A 17,479-nucleotide genomic window follows, 5' to 3' on the forward strand; every position below is an offset into this window, starting at 1 on the left:
TTTATTCGTAATAGGTGTAGCCGTTGATCGAGTCGCGATAGGCGCTCATCAGGGTTTTGCGGTCCTTGGCTTTCAGAGTACCGGTCGAGATCGCCTCGTCCACCATTTTACGGAAGGCGGCGACGCAGTCCTGTGGGTCGAATTCCACGTAAGACAGGACCTGGCTGATCGTGTCGCCCTCTTGTTCGTGCAGCAGATCAAAGCCTCCGTCAGCACGCAGGTCGATGGTGACGACGTTGGTATCGCCGAATAAGTTGTGCAGATCGCCCAAGGTTTCCTGATAAGCGCCAACGAAGAAGACACCCATGAAATACTCATCATCTTCGGGCAGGGAATGCACCGGCAGACTGGGTGAGACACCGTCGGCCAGAATGAACCGGTCGATCTTGCCGTCGCTGTCGCAGGTGATGTCTGACAGAACGGCGCGGCGGTCAGGCGTTTGGTTCAGGCCTTGTAGTGGGACGATGGGGTGAAGTTGATCGATGGCCCAAACGTCAGGAAGGGATTGGAACAGCGAGAAGTTGCAGTGGTAGATATCGGCCACTTTCTCTAACTGGTCGTCCACATCCGACTCCAGATCATCGCTTGCAGCCAGAGACTTGAGGCGGGCCATAAGCGATAGGTAGATCCGTTCAGCACGGGCCATCTGGCGCAGGTCGACATAGCCTCGCCGGAAGAGCGCGCGCAGCTCGTTGCGGTAGAAGGTGGCGTCGTTCCAGCATTCCTGCAGCCGATCGCTGCTTAGATAGCCATGAACTGCAGCGAGGTCCGAGACCATATGATGATCATCAGCTTCGACTTCGGGACCGGTCGGGGCGTCGTAAAGCGTGCTCTCCAGAACATTAAAGACCAGCATCGAAGATGTGGCCACGACGGCCCGCCCGCTTTCAGTGATAAGCGTAGGATGATCGATTTTAGCTTCGTCCATGGCATAGGCCACAGTTTCGACCACGTTGGCGCAGTATTCTTCAACCGTGTAATTGATTGAATTTTCTGCGGCTTTCTTTTCGCCGGTATAGTCCACACCCATACCTCCGCCCAGGTCCAAATGGGTGAGCGGTACGCCTTCGCGCGTGAGTTCAGTATAGTAGCGGCACGCCTCGCCTACAGCGCGGCGCACGTCGTTGACGTCCTGTACCTGCGAGCCCAGATGTGAGTGCTGCAGCTTCAGGCAATGCAGCAGGCCGGCGTCGCGCAGCTTGTCCACTGTGGCAACCAGTTGGTCGGTGTTCATCCCAAAGGCGGATCGGTCGCCTGAGCTTTCTTCCCATTTGCCGCTGATCTGATTGGTCAGCTTGACCCGTACGCCGATCAAGGGCTCGATGCCAAGCTCGTTATAGACCTGGATAACCGTGTCAGCCTCTTTTGGGCTTTCCAGAACGATGACCGTATTGAAACCAATCTTGCGGCTGAGGATTGCGAGCTGGATGAACTCGGCGTCCTTGACGCCGTTGCAGACAATGAGCGCCTCAGAGGCCAAGCGGTGGGCCAGCGCGACGACCAGTTCGGGTTTGGAACCGGCCTCAAGCCCATAATTGTATTTCTTGCCGAACTCGACGATACGATCGACGACCTGAGCCTGCTGGTTCACCTTGATCGGGAAAACGCCGCGATATAGGCCTTTGTAGTCCACGCGCTTGATTGCGTCGCGGAAACTTTCATTCAAATGCGCGATCTCATGTTCCAGATAAGACGCCACACGTAGCACCATCGGCGCCTTGATACCCCGATCATCCAAATCACTGAGGATACCCGGCAGGCTAATCGCAGTGGCATCAGGAACCATCGGATTACGTAGACCGATCTCGCCCTGATCCGTCACCTCAATGAGGCCTTTGCCCCATTTCTCAACCCCGTAGATGGAATGCGGTGCGATGGGCGGTTGTTTCAATCAGGTTTATCCTTGGAATCAGGGTGCAGGTTTCGCGCCTGCCAATACGGTAGCGGTTCGATTCGTCCAAGCATAAACTGCGAATCGGATTCTCGCTGCGTATTAATCGGTTGTTTGGATTGGGATCAAATGGTTGTCCCATTGGCAATCCTGCCGAGACGAGATTTTGGCGTGCGCGGCATTCAGAGACCCAAAGGCACCGGTACCGGTGGTGAATACCAAACCTTCTGCGCCAGCGCCTAATCCGCAGACGTCCTCAAGCGTGTAGGCATTCATTAAAGCACCGCTCGTCACATCGAAGCGATGTAGCGTGTTGCCTCTGGGGCAGGTTATTGCAACTGAATGTCCATCGGTGGAGAACGCGATGCTGCCAGCATACCCCTGCAAGTCGCTTTGCTGTCTTTCAGGGGCGGAAAGCAGGCGAGGGATTTCGCCAAGTTTGTGCAAGCCCAACAAGGGTGGGTGCTTGATCTGATTGCCCTGCCATTGCATCGCGAAACCCACAAGACCATCGCTACGCACAGCAAGATGACGGATTGAGTTTTTGTGCTGCGCGCCGGTTAGCTCCACTTTTGCCAATACCGAACCCGATAGGTCGACATAGGCGAGATTGGGCAACATTGTAGGCAAGTTAAGCTTCGTTCGGCCGGTATCGGGGTGGGTTTCGATACCGCCATTGGCGATAACTAGCATGTCACTGCCGGGCATCAGCCTTATGTCGTGTGGACCAACGCCGCCCGAGGCGAACTCTCCGAGCCGAACAAAGCTGTTGGCGTCCCAAACGCCTATAACACCTTCTGCGGCTTCATATTTGTTCTCGGTCGTGAAGAACCGTGTGCCATCGGCCGAGAATGTGCCGTGCCCGTAGAAGTGGCGGCCCTTTGGGGCTGTCAGTCGTTTGATGACGTGGCCGCTTTTGCAATCGATCACAATGGCGAATGTGCCCGGACGGCGTGCAAAGGCGACAGCTTGTGCTTTGGACGGATGGGCAGCCGCAGCATGGCCTCGTGCGGGCAGAGGGATCGAGAACAAGATGGCGCCTGCGTTATCCAGCCCGGAAAGCCGATAGCTGCCATCGGGGAATAGCCCGGCGGCAAGATAAACAGGCGCGCCCACTGATGACCAGCCGGATGCGGGCGTCAGGCTGGCAGCGGCGAGACCTGCAAGGAAATTGCGCCGGTTGGTCAAAGTTCAGTCTCCGTCCAGCGAGTTGAAGCCAGCACTGATGCCGAGCGTTGGACCAAGCTCGATTGAGGCGATCTCGCGAATCTTGTGGATCGATTGTTGCAACGCTTCGACCCGGATGCGGCCCAGTGGTGTGTCGACCTTGGCAAAGGCGGGGTCATCCAGCGACTGAGCCCGATCTATTGCCTGTGCAAAGGCTGTATCAAGATCAGCTGCGATTTCGGGGTGGTCGAAGGACAGGCGGGCGGCCATATCGCTTAGCGCGATCAATGATAGCTCCACATGGCGCAATGATCGCTTTGACCGGCGCGCTTCGGCGCGGTTTGGACGAGGACGTTCGAATGTACCCAAGGGGCGACCGAGCCGCGTATCAGCGGTGAATTCTAGGCCCGTTGTCAGCGCCCGGTACAGTTCCTGCATCGCCTCATCGCCCGAGCGATAGGGGCTGTCGTCGCCCGGCTGGGTCAGATTTGGTGCGAAACTCTGCCAATCGGCGTTCATTGCATCTGCATTCCGATCAATGTCGGTAGCGATGGCGCGGATCAGCGCGCAGCGATAGGCGACGTTACCTTGTTCGGCCATGGCTGGATCGTACAGCATTCGTTCAAGCGCCAGAAATCCGCGCCCGGCAATCGACGTTTCGGCATATGCGGCAGGCGACTCGACAGCTGTGTCTTCGTCTTTGATGTGCCGGGACAGGGTTTTTGGTGTGAAACCTTTGGTGTCGGGCCAGAAGGCCATGGCAAAGGCCCGATCATCTGTCTCGGTTGGACCGAATCGCAAATGACTGGCTGAGATCCAGCTATCGAATGCTGCAGAATAGGCTGCGCGCAGGGTATCCGATTGTGGCTCACAATCGGCCTGCACGGTGGTGGCCAAGGTGTCGGTCGCATCCGCCAATTGCGCAAAGCGCGGCAGAATATGTGTTTCAGTCACATCCATCAGAATCGGCGCGCGATCCTGCGCATAGGCGCCGAATGGGATCAACAAAGCGGTGAATAGGGTAAGGCTTCGCATCAATTACAGGCTCTCTAGAAATTGGATCAGCGCATCACGGTCAGCTTTAGGCATTGATACCACCGTGTCGCGGGCGGCTTGGGCTTCTCCGCCATGCCATAAGACAGCCTCGAGCAGAGAGCGTGCCCGACCGTCGTGCAGGAATTGGGTGTGGCCCGAGACACGTTCTGTCAATCCAATCCCCCACAGCGGTGGAGTACGCCATTCTCGGCCCGTGGCGCGGGCCTCGGGGCGGTTATCGGCCAGTCCTTCACCCATGTCGTGCAGCAGCAGGTCAGTGTAGGGCCAGATCAATTGAAAACTGTGTTCGGTTCGGTCGGGCATTCGATGGGTAACATAGACAGGTGCGTGACAAGAGGCACAGCCAGATGTGTGGAATACTTCTTTGCCGCGCAGAACCTGTGGATCATCAGTCTCACGCCGGGCGGGGACACCCAAATTGCGGCTGTAAAAAGCGACGAGATCCATGCCGATTTGGTCAATCTCAAACCCGCGCACATCAGAGTCACCGTGCGGGGCATCTATGCAGTTGGTCTGCAGTTCGGTACAATCGCCGAAGGGGGCAGGGTAAAGCGGGCTAGAAATGCCAATATCACCCGAAAATGCTGCCGATGATTGCTCCATCACCGTAGGCATTCCGGCCTTGTGGCCAAAGCGGCCCATCATCGGTTCGCCAAATTCTAACGACCACACGATGTTTGGTCGCCCCGATATCCCGTCGCCATCTTCATCATCAGGATCGGCCCGTGCCAACAGGTCCTCAACCGGGATGGATTCGAGCAATCCCAAGCCGATCATCTGTGGCGCGATTCGGGGGCTGAGCATGGCGTCGGGATGCAATCGGCCATACCCCAAGTCGGCCGCATGGTAGGTCGGGCGGCGAAGCGAAGCAATTTCACCGTCGGACAGCTCGATTGGGTCTTCTTCGTATGTGATGCTCAACCGATATTCTGCCGGACGGCCGGCCAGTGCGAAATCCTGCATCTGCCCGCCATAAATTGGGTCGGGCAAGGTGGCGATATAGTCCTCAATCTTGGCAGGAGCATCCTCTGGGTTGCCGGGGATCGAGACCCTCAGAAACATCGAGACGGCGTTGTCATCCGGTCCATTAGGTGTATGGCCCCGTCCATCCTTGATGTGGCATCGCTGGCAGGAGCGGGCGTTATAGAGCGGCCCTAGCCCGTCTGAGGCGAGTGTTGAGGAGGGCGATGAGACCCAGATTTTCTTGAACAATCCATTGCCTACTTTGAAATCCAGTTCCTGTTCGAAACTAATGTTGGCGGAGGGCTGAGAAAACGCATCGGCATCGGTACGAACGCGTACAGTCGCCGCGCCAGCGGATAATTCTTCGAACCGCTGGGGTGCACTGAACTTTTCGGGTGAGGCTGTCACCGCAGCAATCCGCGCACGCTCTTCGTCTGTTCTGGGAATGAAGTTTAGATGTGGGTCCCTTAGCTCGGTCGCGAGGGAGGGGGTGGCCGACAGTGCGGCCACCGATGCCAGGGCGAGCCTACTCGCCCTCGTCCATGGTTGATGCGTTGAGTTGCGCATAGTTGGCTTCGCCAATCCTTTCATAGAGGTCGAGCTGCGTTTCGAGAAAGTCGATATGGTCCTCTTCATCGGACATCAATTTCTCAAACAGAGACATCGACACGTAGTCGCCGGCATCCCGGCAATACTCGCGCGCTTCCTTATAAAGAGCTCTTGCATCAATTTCGGCTGCCAGATCGCATTCAAGAGTTTCCTTGGGTGTCTGGCCGATCCGCAATGGATCAAGTTTTTGCAGGTTGGGGTGACCTTCGAGAAAAATAATACGTTCAATCAGCTTGTCCGCGTGCTCCATCTCTTCGATGGATTCTTCGCGACTTTTCTTAGCCATATGGCCAAGCCCCCAATCTTCCTGCAGGCGATAGTGCAACCAGTACTGGCTAACAGCCGTCAGTTCATGCCGCAGTGATTTGTTTAGATATTCGATAACCTTGGGATCGCCTTTCATGTGACTTCTCCTGTGATGCTCCGGACCGCAATGTTCGAAGCTGCATGGGGACTTCCAGATTATCGTCAGAACGCATTGTGTCTAGGAAAAGAGGCATACATCCGCCGCAATCCGCTGATTTACCAAGGGCATGATAGATCTTGCCAGGGGTGATTATGGTCTGCGGGTCTGCGGTGCGCATCCAACTGATCGCGGCGCGGATGTCGTGGTCTGAGATATTGGTACAGTGGCATATAATCATGGCGACTCAGCCTGATTTCGTTATTCTTAGTGAAATAGTTGGTTTTTAGTTTTGCGTCCAGTGTCAAGACGCCACACCCATTTCGTAGAAGGGGCAGAGCGCAATTCCATCGCGCCCGGCCATAGCGTTTAATGGAATACCGCGTCAGGATTATCTAGGCTGTCCGAGCCTTCGAACTCGATCTGGTCAAGTTCCAGCAGAGTCACGATACGTTCAATGGTTTTGGTTTGGTCGATCAGTCCATTCACGCCACCCATGATCAGAGCTTCACCGCCTTCGTTGCCGCGCTCCAGCATCTGATCATAAGCAAAACCAGCCTCGGCAGTCGACTTGATGTTGCCCAAAGCTTTCATGGTGCTCGCGAGCTTGGCTTTCATCTCTGCATCCAACGACGGATCGGTTGCGACAACCAGATCGGACAACGATGCACCAGATACGGGAGTGCCATCAATGCGGGTGTAGCTTCCCAGATACACGTTCTGGATGCCCAGACCATCGTAATAGTGGCTGTTATGGGTGTTGTCGGCAAAGCAATCATGCTCTTCTTCGGGATCGTTCAGCATCAGGCCCAAGCGCATGCGTTCACCCGCCTGTTCACCATAGGACAGCGAGCCCATGCCGGTCAGGATTGCACTTACACCGGCAGTCTCGTCTGCTGCCAGTGCGGCACGCGCATCACCGCCTTCTGCCCACTGGGCCGTCATCCATTCAAGATCGCTGATCAGCAGATCGGTTGCGGCGCTCAGATACTGGGCCCGACGATCGCAATTACCGCCAGTGCAGCCGTCACCGTCTACATAGTCGGTGTAAGGACGGTTGCCTGCACCCGCCTCATGACCGTTAAGGTCCTGGCCCCAAAGCAGGAATTCGATGGCGTGATAACCGGTCGCGACGTTTGCTTCGATCCCGTCAGCTTCGTGCAGCGTGTCCGACAACAGGGTCGGAGTGATATCACTGGCGTCGATGGTTTCGCCAGATAGTTCAAAGCTGGGGTTGGCGATGACGTTCAGCACGGCGAACTCGTTCTCATCGCTCGGGCCTCCGTACGACGCGTCCACATAGTCGATCAGGCCTTCGTCCAATGGCCAGGCATTCAGTTTGCCTTCCCAGTCGTCGACGATAGCGTTGCCAAAGCGATAAACCTCGGTCTGCTGATAAGGCACGCGCGCGGCGACCCATGCGGCGCGGGCGGCGTTCAGCGTGGCATCAGACGGGTCAGCGATCAGAGCGTTGACGGCAGCTTGCAGCTTCTTCGCGGCAATCAGGCTGTCGTCAAACTTGGCTTCCGCGATGTTGGCATAGGTGCTCAGAATATCTGCTTTAGACGGGGCGTCGGCGACAGCTGCACCTGCGATGCTCAACGTAAGGGCGCTGATCGCAGTGAATAATTTGGTCATTTGGAATTCATTCCTTCTCAACGGGTTCGGTTCCCGCACAGGTACGGGGTGGACGTGGAAATATCTGAGTTAATCAGTCAACAAAGTCAACCTGACTTTTATTGTCAGATATAAAGTCTGAATTTGCCTCCCCATATCTGGTGGGGTTGAAATGCATGTAAGCCAATTGCGCAGGAGGGTAATTAGACTAAAATAATACGAGATTTGTTTGTTTAATGGTGTTTGAGATGAAATGCGCGGCAGTACTGTTAATGCTCTTGCCAACCATACCAATGGCTCAAAAGTTGGCTGCGGTCGAAGCGCATACCCACGGTGTTGGGCGAGTGGCAATATCAATGGATAGTAATGAGTTCGCCGTGATTCTTGCGGCCCCGGGCATGGATGTTGTGGGCTTTGAGCACTCAGCAGAAAACGACGAAGAACGGGCAGAAGTTGCGGCCGCGATATCGGATTTCTCAGAACCGTTGAGGTTGTTCAATTTGCCATCAGAAGCTGGATGCGAAACCGCGTCTGCGAATGTGGCTCTTGTTGGGGTTGGTTTTGGGCAAGTGGATGACAAAACCGAAAATCACACCAGAGAACACGCCGAATTTCAAGCGGACTATGTGTTGGAATGCGAGGAAATAGATTTGGTGACGTCGATCCGGTTCACCTATTTTGAATTATTTCCCGACGCTCAGAAACTGGACATCAGTTTGATTTCGGTCGAAGGCGCCTTCAGCTATACGGTGTATCGCGATCAGCCGGTGCTGACCCTGCAGGACTAGTGTGCGTTAGTTTTGCGTCAACGCGTTTTTCAAGGCAAAATATGATGCTTTGGGTGTTCGCTCCAACGTTTTGAAATCTACATCGACCAGTCCAAAGCGTTTTTCATACCCCAGCGCCCATTCGTAATTGTCCAGTAACGACCAGACAAAATATCCTTTGATCGGCACACCGTGATCCAAAGCCCGACGCACTTCAGCCAGATGTTGATCCAGATAATCAATTCGATCCTCATCCTGTTGGCGCTCAACGCTCGCCATACCGTTTTCAGTGACATATATCGATAGATCGCCCGTGTAATCGCGTGCAGTTCGGATCAAAAATCGCGAAAGCGCCGAAGGATCAATTTCCCACCCCATCTGCGTTTTGGGCAGCGGGCCTGGAACCTCTTTTAAAGCGGGCCAGGCCGAGTCAGAGTGTGTAATCAGCTTGCGCGTATAGAAATTCAGCCCGCACCAATCGACCGGACTGCCGATGGTCTCAAAATCGTCCTGCCAACCCTTGGGTAAGTGCGGTGATAAACCCTCCAGAACATTCTCGGGGTAAGATTTGTTAAAGACCCCGCTCAAGAAGAACCGGTTGTAGATCCCGTCATATAGCGCCGCCGCAGATTGTGCTTCGGTGCTATCATCGGCGGGTTCCGACCATTCCAGATTGAACACCGCACCCAGATTGGACATACCCAATCCACGCATAACCTCGATTGCGCGACCATGGGCAAGCAAGACATGATGCATGGCACGGGCAGTGGCGCGGATATCACGCAAGCCAGGGGCATGTTGGCCCTCGAAATGACTGAGCCAGCTTACGCACCAGGGCTCGTTGATGGATGCCACGCTGAACATGCGATCGCCGATACGGCCCATGATGATTTCTGTAAAATCAGCGAACCAATTCGCGATATCTCGGTTTCGCCAGCCGCCTAAGTCAGCAAGCGGCGAGGGGAGTTCCCAGTGATACAGCGTTGCGCAGGGTTTGATGCCGCGTTCAAGTAGGGCGTCAACTAAACGATCATAGAAATCAAGGCCTTGTTGATTGGCTGGCCCGCGTCCCTCGGGCAAGATTCGAGCCCAGCTGGTCGAGAAACGATAGCAGTCGAACCCAGCGTCCTGGATCAGATCCAAATCCTGTTCATATCGATTGTAGTGGTCGCAGGCCAAATCGCCGTTTTCAGCGTTTACGACGTTTCCCGGAGTGGCCGCAAAACTGTCCCAATGGGTCTTTCCTGCGCCACCCTGAGCATGACCCTCAATCTGGTAGGCCGACGTTGCAACGCCAAACTGAAAATCTACCGGAAAATCCGAGCGTTTGTGTTTCATTTCACATCCTTTGTGGAGCTGGACCGGTTGAGCTGCCAACAACAAGCTCGGCCTCTAACAGGCGTGTTTTGGGTGGGTCGTTGGGGGCGTTGATCCGTCCAATCAGCATTTCAGCAGCCAACTCTCCGGCATGTCTGACCGAGGACCGCGTGGCGGTGAATATCGGTACATCTATGCCGTTGCGCATGTAGGACAGTTCGTCATCGTGCGCGATGACTGAAATATCCCGCCCCATCTTCAGGCCGCGATTTTCCAGGGCCCTCCGGACACCAACGGCTGAGATGATTGACGAGGCCAGAATGGCCGTCGGCGGATCGCCCAGATCCAGCATGTCGCAGGCGGTTTGATGCCCGTAAATTTCTGTCATCTCGGCGCTGCGCAACAGCTCCGGTGCAATCTCAATTCCCGAGTGTTTCAATGCTGAGACGTATCCATTCCGACGGCGCTGAGCAAAGTCCATCTCTTCCAGCCCGTTGATCAGTGCAATGCGCCGGTGGCCGAGATCGATCAAAAATTGTGTCGCCCTCTCGAATGAGCGCTGATTGTTCACGTCGATCCAGTCGTAAGGAACGTCGGCACCCGTAGAACGACCATGTACAATGAACGGCACCCCCATTTGCGACAGGGCGGATATCCGCGGCTCGTTGACTTTGGGGCCTTGAAGCACGACGCCGTCCACGACCCCTCGGTTGAACAGGCTTCGATAGGAGTCTTCGACTGAGGTGTCAGGCGCGTGCGTGAACATCATATCATAGTTATTCTGTGCGTAAGTGCGCGCAGCACCTGCAACAAAATCACCAAATATCGGATTGACCATCTCGTGCTGAGAAGAGAACGGGATCACGTGCCCAATTACCATGGATCGCCCTGTCGCCAGTCCTTTGGCGCGGCTATTTGGGCGGTATCCGTGTTTAGTAGCGGCAGCCTGAACCCGGATACGCGTTTCCTCATTCACTTCGGGATAACCGTTCAGCGCTCGGCTGACGGTTGTCTGTGAAAGACCAAGAATCTCTGAGAGTTTCTTTAGGTTCATAGCATTCAAAGCGCTTTCAAGTTGCGGTCCTATTGTTTTGTTTGGAATTTCAGGTTCCGTCAACCCGTTTTGATATTTGAGCCTAATAACTCAATATTACGGCAACTATTTGCGAGATGTTGACAGACTCGGAATGTTAGCGGATAAAGTGATCTATCCAAAGCGCTTTGAAAACGAATCTTGTTTGCGCCGTAAAGTCTGGGAGGAAAATTCATGAAACGCTCGCTTTATGCAGGTGCGGCAGTGACCGCTCTGCTGGCAGGGACCGCGTGTGCCGAAGACTTGGCCTTCACACCTGGTGAAGGGCCGTTCAACTGGGATAGCTATAAAGCCTGGGCTGAAAGTGCGCCTGATCTGAGCGGTCAGACCGTCACTATCGCTGGTCCTTGGTTGACACCGGAAGATGGTTATTTCAACAACATGACTGCCTATTTCGAGGCGGCGACCGGCGCGGATGTGATCTACACTGGCTCTGACAGTTTCGAGCAGCAGATCGTTATCGATGCCGAAGCGGGTTCCGCCCCGAACATCGCCGTATTCCCTCAGCCCGGACTGGCGGCGATCATGGCCTCCAAAGGACAACTAACGCCTTTGGGTGAAGACATGGCCAGTTGGGTTGGCGACAACTATGCGGCCGGAAATTCATGGGTTGACCTGGGCACCTATAAAGATGCCGATGGCAATGACCAGATGTACGGCTTCTTCTACAACGTGAACGTCAAGTCTCTGGTTTGGTACAACCCGGAGAATTTCGAGGATGCCGGGTACGAAGTACCAACGACCATGGAGGAACTGAAAGCACTGACCGAACAGATCGTCGCTGACGGTGAGACACCTTGGTGCATTGGTCTAGGATCGGGTGCCGCCACGGGCTGGCCAGCGACTGACTGGGTGGAAGACATGATGCTGCGCACGCAGCCACCTGAAGTTTATGACCAGTGGGTGACAAATGAGATACCGTTTGATGATCCACGCGTGATCGCCGCAATCGAAGAATTTGGCTGGTTTGCACGCGATGACGCGAAGGTTTCTGGTGGGGCAGGGGCCGTGGCCTCGACTGACTTCCGCGACAGCCCCAAAGGCATGTTCTCATCGCCGCCGCAATGCTACATGCACCGTCAGGCCTCGTTCGTTCCGGCCTTTTTCCCCGAAGATGTTGAGTTCGGTCTCGATGCAGACTTCTTCTACATGCCGTCTTTCGCCGACAAAGACTTGGGTAACCCGGTTCTAGGCGGTGGTACGCTGATGGCCGTCAGTGATCCCTCGGATGCGACTAGCGCGTTCATGGAGTTCCTGAAGCAGCCAATCGCGCATGAGGTGATGATGGCGCAAACCGGTTTCCTGACCCCGCATAAAGGCGTGAACACCGAAGCCTACAAGGACGATACTCTGCGTGGTCTGGGTGACATTCTGTTGGGTGCGACGACCTTCCGCTTTGATGGATCTGACCTGATGCCGGGCGCCGTGGGTGCGGGTACATTCTGGACCGGGATGGTCGACTACACCGGAGGTAAATCTGCCGAAGATGTCACCAGCGAAATCCAGTCGTCCTGGGACGCACTCAAGTAAACCACTGAACCTTTGGGCAACCTATCATTCAGGTTGCCCGGAACCCTAGCAAGGGAGAGGACGCCATGAATCCGGCAATTCAGGGCCTGCTAACAATCGTAATCGGTGTGTCGGGATGCGTGGGCTATTTCTATCTGTCCAACCAGTTCTTGGATAAGGTCCTGTTTCCTGCGCGTGGTCCTAATGCGGGGCGTAATATCAACTGCGCGAACATGATCCGGCCCTGGTTGTTCCTGCTTCCCGCGATCCTCGCGCTTGGGGTCTATCTTGCCTATCCGGTGTTCGAAACACTGCGCCTTTCGCTGACCGATCGCGTAGCCGGTGGCGGATACGAATGGGCGGGTTTCGATAACTACTCCCAAATGCTCGCCGAGCCCAAATTCTGGGAGGCAATGCGCAACAACATGCTTTGGCTGATTGTTGTGCCTGCGATGTCCACTGGCTTTGGCCTGTTAGTCGCGCAGCTCACGGATCGCATTCGTTGGGGCAATGTCGCTAAGTCGCTGATCTTTATGCCGATGGCGATTTCCTTCGTGGGTGCCTCGGTGATCTGGAAATTGGTCTATGACGCGCGCCCACCCGATCAGGATCAGATCGGCGTTCTGAACGCGATCTATATCTTCTTTGGTGGAACCGAGACGCATACTTGGCTGACGCTTCCATTCTGGAACAATTTTTTCCTGATGATTGTGCTGGTCTGGATTCAAACCGGCTTTGCCATGGTCATCTTGTCTGCTGCCTTGCGCGGTATCCCGGAAGAGACCATTGAGGCCGCCATTTTGGACGGGGCCAACCCGTTTCAGATTTTCTTTAAGATCAAAGTGCCACAGATCAAGACCACGATCATGGTGGTTTGGACCACCATTACAATCGTTGTGCTCAAGGTCTTTGACATCGTCTTTGCCATGACCAATGGCCAGTGGGAGACGCAGGTTCTGGCCAATTACATGTACGACAAGATGTTCCGCGCCAATGACTGGGGCGTGGGGTCGGCATCCGCCATGGTGATCATGTTGCTGGTGACACCGATCCTGATCTGGAACGTGCGCAATGCGCGCAAAGAAATGCAGTAGGAGGTTGGGGATATGAGCGATATTGCAGGAACCCGCCCAGCCCTTAGATGGGTTGTACACGCCTCGGTTGTATTGCTGGTCGTACTTTGGGTATTCCCTACGCTGGGTTTGTTGATTTCGTCCTTCAGAACAGGGGATCAAATTGCCAGTAGCGGTTGGTGGCGGGCACTGTTCCCGTCTGAACAAAACCTGACTCTGCGTGCTGCTGCACCTGAAACGCAAGTTTTGCAGGATGGTCTCTATGTGATCGAAGGCAATATCTTCGATGGTGAACGGGCCTCGGACATTTCGCGATGGGGTGTGAATTCGCGCGCGATTGATGCCTTTGCTCCGGGTGAAAAAGCCGAGCTGCGTCGCGGCGGGACGATCACGGTTCAGGCCAATGGCGACTATCGCATGGAAAACACCGAAGAATTTTCGGGTAAGCGCGGCCCCCGGGTCTTTGTGACCACAACTCTGCCACCAGAATTCACCTTCGAGAACTATGCCCATGTTCTGTTCAACGCAAATAGTTCAGACAGTATGGGCAAGGCCTTCTTTAATACTCTGACGGTGACGATCCCGGCGACGATCATCCCGATCCTTGTTGCGGCTTTTGCGGCCTATGCGCTGGCCTGGATGGATTTCCCTGGGCGGGCGCTTCTGATTGCTGCGGTGGTTGGCCTGTTGGTGGTGCCATTGCAATTGGCACTGATCCCTTTGCTGAAGCTGCATCTCAATATCGGCATAGGCAAAGGATATCTGGGTGTCTGGATGGCCCATACCGGGTTCGGGATGCCGCTGGCGATCTATCTGTTGCGGAACTACATGGCCGGGCTGCCGCGTGATCTGATCGAGAACGCGCGGGTCGATGGTGCGACTGAGTTTCAGATATTCACCAAGCTTATCCTGCCGCTCAGCTTCCCGGCACTGGCATCCTTTGCGATCTTCCAGTTCCTGTGGACATGGAACGATCTGCTGGTCGCTAAAGTGTTCCTGATCGATGCCAGCGGCCAGACAACGGTGATGACCAACCGCATCGTCGAGCTCTTGGGCACGCGGGGTGGTAACTGGGAAATCCTGGCCACGGCGGCGTTTGTCTCAATCGCGGTGCCGTTGGCAGTCTTCTTTGCAATGCAGAAATATCTGGTTCGCGGCTTGCTGGCCGGTTCCGTAAAATAAGGGCGTGTGATGAACGTGCAGACTAACGCGACAGCATTTGAAGCAACCAAAGCGGCGTCAGACTGGTGGCGGGGCGGGGTAATCTATCAGATCTATCCGCGCAGCTTTCAGGACAGCAATGGCGACGGGATCGGAGACCTCAAGGGCATCACACAGCGGCTTGGCTATATCGCCTCGCTGGGGGTTGATGCGATCTGGATATCGCCGTTCTTCAAATCTCCGATGAAGGATTTCGGTTATGACGTCAGCGACTACCGCGATGTCGATCCGATGTTCGGCACCATGGCGGATTTCAAAGAACTTTTGGATCAGGCTCATGCGCATGGGCTGAAGGTGATGATCGACCTCGTGCTTTCGCATACGTCGGATCAACACCCATGGTTCAAAGAAAGCCGCGCAAGCCGAGAGAATCCGAAATCCGATTGGTATGTCTGGGCTGATCCCAAGCCGGACGGGACACCTCCGAATAACTGGCTTTCGATCTTTGGTGGCTCGGCGTGGCAGTGGGATGCCCGGCGGTTGCAGTATTATCTGCACAACTTCCTCACGTCACAGCCCGATCTGAACTTCCATTGCAAGGATGTTCAGGATGCCCTGCTGGATGTCGCTCGGTTCTGGTTGGATTTGGGAGTCGATGGGTTTCGTCTGGACACGATCAACTTCTATTTCCACGATGCCCAGCTGCGCGACAATCCCGGCCTGCCGATGGATCAACGCAACGCGTCAATTGCCCCGATGGTGAACCCGTATAACCATCAGGACCACCTCTATTCCAAAAGCCAGCCCGAGAATATCGCCTTCCTAGAACGGCTGCGCGCCCTGACTGACGAATATGAAGGCCGCGCCTGTCTGGGTGAGGTCGGTGACGCACAGCGCGGGTTGGAGATCATGGGGGAATACACCAGTGGTGATAAGCGGATGCACATGTGCTATGCCTTCGAATTCCTTGAAAAGCGGGCTTTGACGGCAGCTTACGCAAAGCAGGTTTTTGACCAGCTTGAGGACAAGGCAGGTGATGCATGGCCCTGTTGGGCCTTCTCGAACCACGACGTGCAACGCCATGCTTCGCGTTGGGGTTTGGACGATGCAGCTGTCCGGCAGCACGCTGTTCTCATGATGTGCCTGCGTGGCTCGGCCTGCCTGTATCAGGGAGAGGAACTGGGTCTTCCCGAGGCGGATGTTGCGTTTGAGGATTTGCAAGACCCCTATGGCATCGAATTCTGGCCTGAATTCAAAGGCCGTGACGGATGTCGCACACCAATGGTCTGGGTCGCGCAGGACGAACAATCCGGGTTCAGCGCGGGTCGCCCCTGGTTGCCGGTCAGTGCCACTCAAGCTGAGCGGGCGGTTGACCGGTTGGAACAAGACCCGGCGTCGATGCTACACCACTACCGCCATGCGATTGCTTTGCGCCATGCGCACTCGGCACTGATGTCCGGCAAGCAGACAGGGATGTCACAAATAGGTTCGGTCTTGACCTTCACCCGCGAGGATGAATCAGAGCAGGTTTTCTGCGCCTTCAATCTGGGTGACGATCCGGTGGACGTGACACTGCCAGAAGGCGACTGGAAAGTAATCGGGGAGATGTTGGGCGGCGTTCGCGGGGAAGGCACGTTGATGTTGAACGCCGCACAATTCTGTCTATTGGCTCGGGAAAAGAGGTAAACCATGTCGGAACTCAAGCTTACAGATGTGGCCAAATCCTATGGCCCGGTCGATGTTCTGAAACATATCGATCTCGAGATTGAGCAAGGCGAATTGATTGTCTTCGTCGGACCATCAGGTTGCGGCAAGTCTACTCTGCTGCGGATGATCGCGGGCCTTGAAAAGATCACGGGCGGAACGCTTGAGATCGAAGGGCAGGTGGTCAATGACGTACCGCCCGCACAGCGAGGCATCGCGATGGTGTTCCAGTCCTATGCGCTTTATCCGCATATGACGGTGCGCGAAAACATGGCCTTCGCGCTCAAGATCGCCAAGTTGCCCAGTGCCGAGGTTGATGCCGCCGTGGAGCGTGCGGCGCAGATCTTGCAGCTTGAGCCCTTGCTAGATCGCCTGCCCAAAGCGTTGTCCGGCGGTCAGCGTCAGCGCGTAGCCATCGGTCGTGCCATTGTTCGCGATCCGAAAGTCTATCTGTTTGACGAGCCGCTTTCGAACTTGGATGCCGCCCTACGCGTAGCTACGCGAATCGAGATCGCTCGTCTGAAAGAAGCGATGCCTGACAGCACGATGATCTACGTCACCCACGATCAGGTTGAGGCGATGACGCTCGCCAGCCGCATCGTCGTTCTGGCCAACAAAGGAATCGCTCAGGTTGGTACTCCGCTGGAATTGTATGAGACGCCTGACAATGAATTCGTTGCGCAGTTCATTGGCTCGCCCGCAATGAACCTGTTGCCGGGTACTATCACCTCGACCGGAGAGACGACGACCGTAACACTGGACGACGGCGGTGTTGCGGTCTCATCCATCCCGACAGAGGCAGCGGATGAAGGCAAACAGGTCAATATCGGCGTTCGGCCCGAAGATCTGGAGATGACTGAGGCCGACGCGATCTACTCAGGTGTTGTGGATTTTACCGAAGCTCTGGGTGAGGTTACATTGCTTTACTTTGCAGCGCCCGAGGGGCGAGAGGCAGTGATCGCTAAACTGCCGGGCGTTCAGCGCAATCTGCGAGGGCAAAGCGTATCCGTCACTGCCCCTCCGAAAAAGGTGCACCTGTTCCACAACGGACAATCGATGCGTCGCTAACTGCACGCGGTCGGATGGGGCTAGGCCCAGTCAGGTAAGATTCAATTCGCCTGGCGTGATCGCGACTTAAGATTTGAGTTT

The 17,479-nt window shown here is 55.3% G+C and carries 15 protein-coding genes; 6 read left to right on the plus strand and 9 right to left on the minus strand.

What is annotated here, in order from left to right; all coding sequences use genetic code 11:
* Position 1 precedes the first annotated feature (1 nt).
* The 7 genes from speA to AC2FI7_RS06775 all read right to left on the minus strand — a co-directional run bounded on the left by speA (position 2) and on the right by AC2FI7_RS06775 (position 7,727).
* Positions 2 to 1,891 (minus strand): biosynthetic arginine decarboxylase, encoded by a 1,890-nt coding sequence (gene speA, locus AC2FI7_RS06745; RefSeq protein ID WP_496815619.1) that lies wholly within the window; start codon positions 1,889 to 1,891, stop codon positions 2 to 4.
* Between the two features lie 102 nt (positions 1,892 to 1,993).
* Complete coding sequence (locus tag AC2FI7_RS06750) at positions 1,994 to 3,079, minus strand: DUF1513 domain-containing protein (RefSeq protein ID WP_010443345.1); 1,086 nt, start codon at positions 3,077 to 3,079, stop codon at positions 1,994 to 1,996.
* A gap of 3 nt (positions 3,080 to 3,082) precedes the next feature.
* On the minus strand, positions 3,083 to 4,093 hold the full coding sequence (locus AC2FI7_RS06755) for an imelysin family protein (RefSeq protein ID WP_010443344.1): 1,011 nt from the start codon (positions 4,091 to 4,093) through the stop codon (positions 3,083 to 3,085).
* Positions 4,094 to 4,096: 3 nt separating this feature from the next.
* Positions 4,097 to 5,587, minus strand: coding sequence for a di-heme oxidoreductase family protein (locus AC2FI7_RS06760; RefSeq protein ID WP_010443343.1), 1,491 nt, complete (start codon positions 5,585 to 5,587; stop codon positions 4,097 to 4,099).
* A 16-nt stretch (positions 5,588 to 5,603) separates the two neighbouring features.
* The gene (gene bfr, locus AC2FI7_RS06765) at positions 5,604 to 6,089 is read right to left on the minus strand and encodes a bacterioferritin (protein WP_010443342.1); all 486 of its coding nucleotides are present in this window, start codon (positions 6,087 to 6,089) and stop codon (positions 5,604 to 5,606) included.
* Positions 6,037 to 6,330, minus strand: coding sequence for a (2Fe-2S)-binding protein (locus tag AC2FI7_RS06770; protein WP_010443341.1), 294 nt, complete (start codon positions 6,328 to 6,330; stop codon positions 6,037 to 6,039). The genes bfr and AC2FI7_RS06770 overlap by 53 nt, the downstream gene beginning before the upstream one ends.
* A gap of 128 nt (positions 6,331 to 6,458) precedes the next feature.
* Positions 6,459 to 7,727 (minus strand): imelysin family protein, encoded by a 1,269-nt coding sequence (locus AC2FI7_RS06775; protein WP_496815620.1) that lies wholly within the window; start codon positions 7,725 to 7,727, stop codon positions 6,459 to 6,461.
* A 272-nt stretch (positions 7,728 to 7,999) separates the two neighbouring features.
* Between AC2FI7_RS06775 and AC2FI7_RS06780 the strand changes: the two genes are divergently transcribed.
* The gene (locus tag AC2FI7_RS06780) at positions 8,000 to 8,494 is read left to right on the plus strand and encodes a ZrgA family zinc uptake protein (RefSeq protein ID WP_158005284.1); all 495 of its coding nucleotides are present in this window, start codon (positions 8,000 to 8,002) and stop codon (positions 8,492 to 8,494) included.
* Between the two features lie 6 nt (positions 8,495 to 8,500).
* Here AC2FI7_RS06780 and AC2FI7_RS06785 read toward each other — a convergent pair whose 3' ends face one another.
* Both AC2FI7_RS06785 and AC2FI7_RS06790 read right to left on the minus strand, forming a co-directional pair.
* Positions 8,501 to 9,811 carry a GH1 family beta-glucosidase gene (locus tag AC2FI7_RS06785; RefSeq protein WP_010443338.1) on the minus strand — a complete coding sequence of 437 codons (1,311 nt, stop codon included), beginning with the start codon at positions 9,809 to 9,811 and terminating at the stop codon, positions 8,501 to 8,503.
* 1 nt (position 9,812) lies between these two features.
* On the minus strand, positions 9,813 to 10,844 hold the full coding sequence (locus tag AC2FI7_RS06790; RefSeq protein ID WP_010443337.1) for a LacI family DNA-binding transcriptional regulator: 1,032 nt from the start codon (positions 10,842 to 10,844) through the stop codon (positions 9,813 to 9,815).
* Positions 10,845 to 11,057: 213 nt separating this feature from the next.
* Here AC2FI7_RS06790 and AC2FI7_RS06795 point away from each other — a divergent pair, with 213 nt between their 5' ends.
* The 5 genes from AC2FI7_RS06795 to AC2FI7_RS06815 all read left to right on the plus strand — a co-directional run bounded on the left by AC2FI7_RS06795 (position 11,058) and on the right by AC2FI7_RS06815 (position 17,398).
* Entirely contained in the window at positions 11,058 to 12,413 is a 1,356-nt protein-coding gene (locus AC2FI7_RS06795; RefSeq protein WP_480608904.1) for an ABC transporter substrate-binding protein, read from the plus strand.
* Positions 12,414 to 12,478: 65 nt separating this feature from the next.
* Complete coding sequence (locus AC2FI7_RS06800) at positions 12,479 to 13,486, plus strand: carbohydrate ABC transporter permease (protein WP_010443335.1); 1,008 nt, start codon at positions 12,479 to 12,481, stop codon at positions 13,484 to 13,486.
* 12 nt (positions 13,487 to 13,498) lie between these two features.
* Entirely contained in the window at positions 13,499 to 14,647 is a 1,149-nt protein-coding gene (locus AC2FI7_RS06805) for a carbohydrate ABC transporter permease (protein ID WP_010443334.1), read from the plus strand.
* A gap of 9 nt (positions 14,648 to 14,656) precedes the next feature.
* Positions 14,657 to 16,312: an alpha-glucosidase gene (locus AC2FI7_RS06810; RefSeq protein WP_010443333.1), complete on the plus strand. Its 1,656-nt coding sequence runs from the start codon at positions 14,657 to 14,659 to the stop codon at positions 16,310 to 16,312.
* 3 nt (positions 16,313 to 16,315) lie between these two features.
* On the plus strand, positions 16,316 to 17,398 hold the full coding sequence (locus tag AC2FI7_RS06815) for an ABC transporter ATP-binding protein (RefSeq protein WP_010443332.1): 1,083 nt from the start codon (positions 16,316 to 16,318) through the stop codon (positions 17,396 to 17,398).
* The last annotated feature ends 81 nt before the right edge of the window (positions 17,399 to 17,479 follow it).

Source organism: Ruegeria sp. YTSA064, from assembly GCF_059610325.1.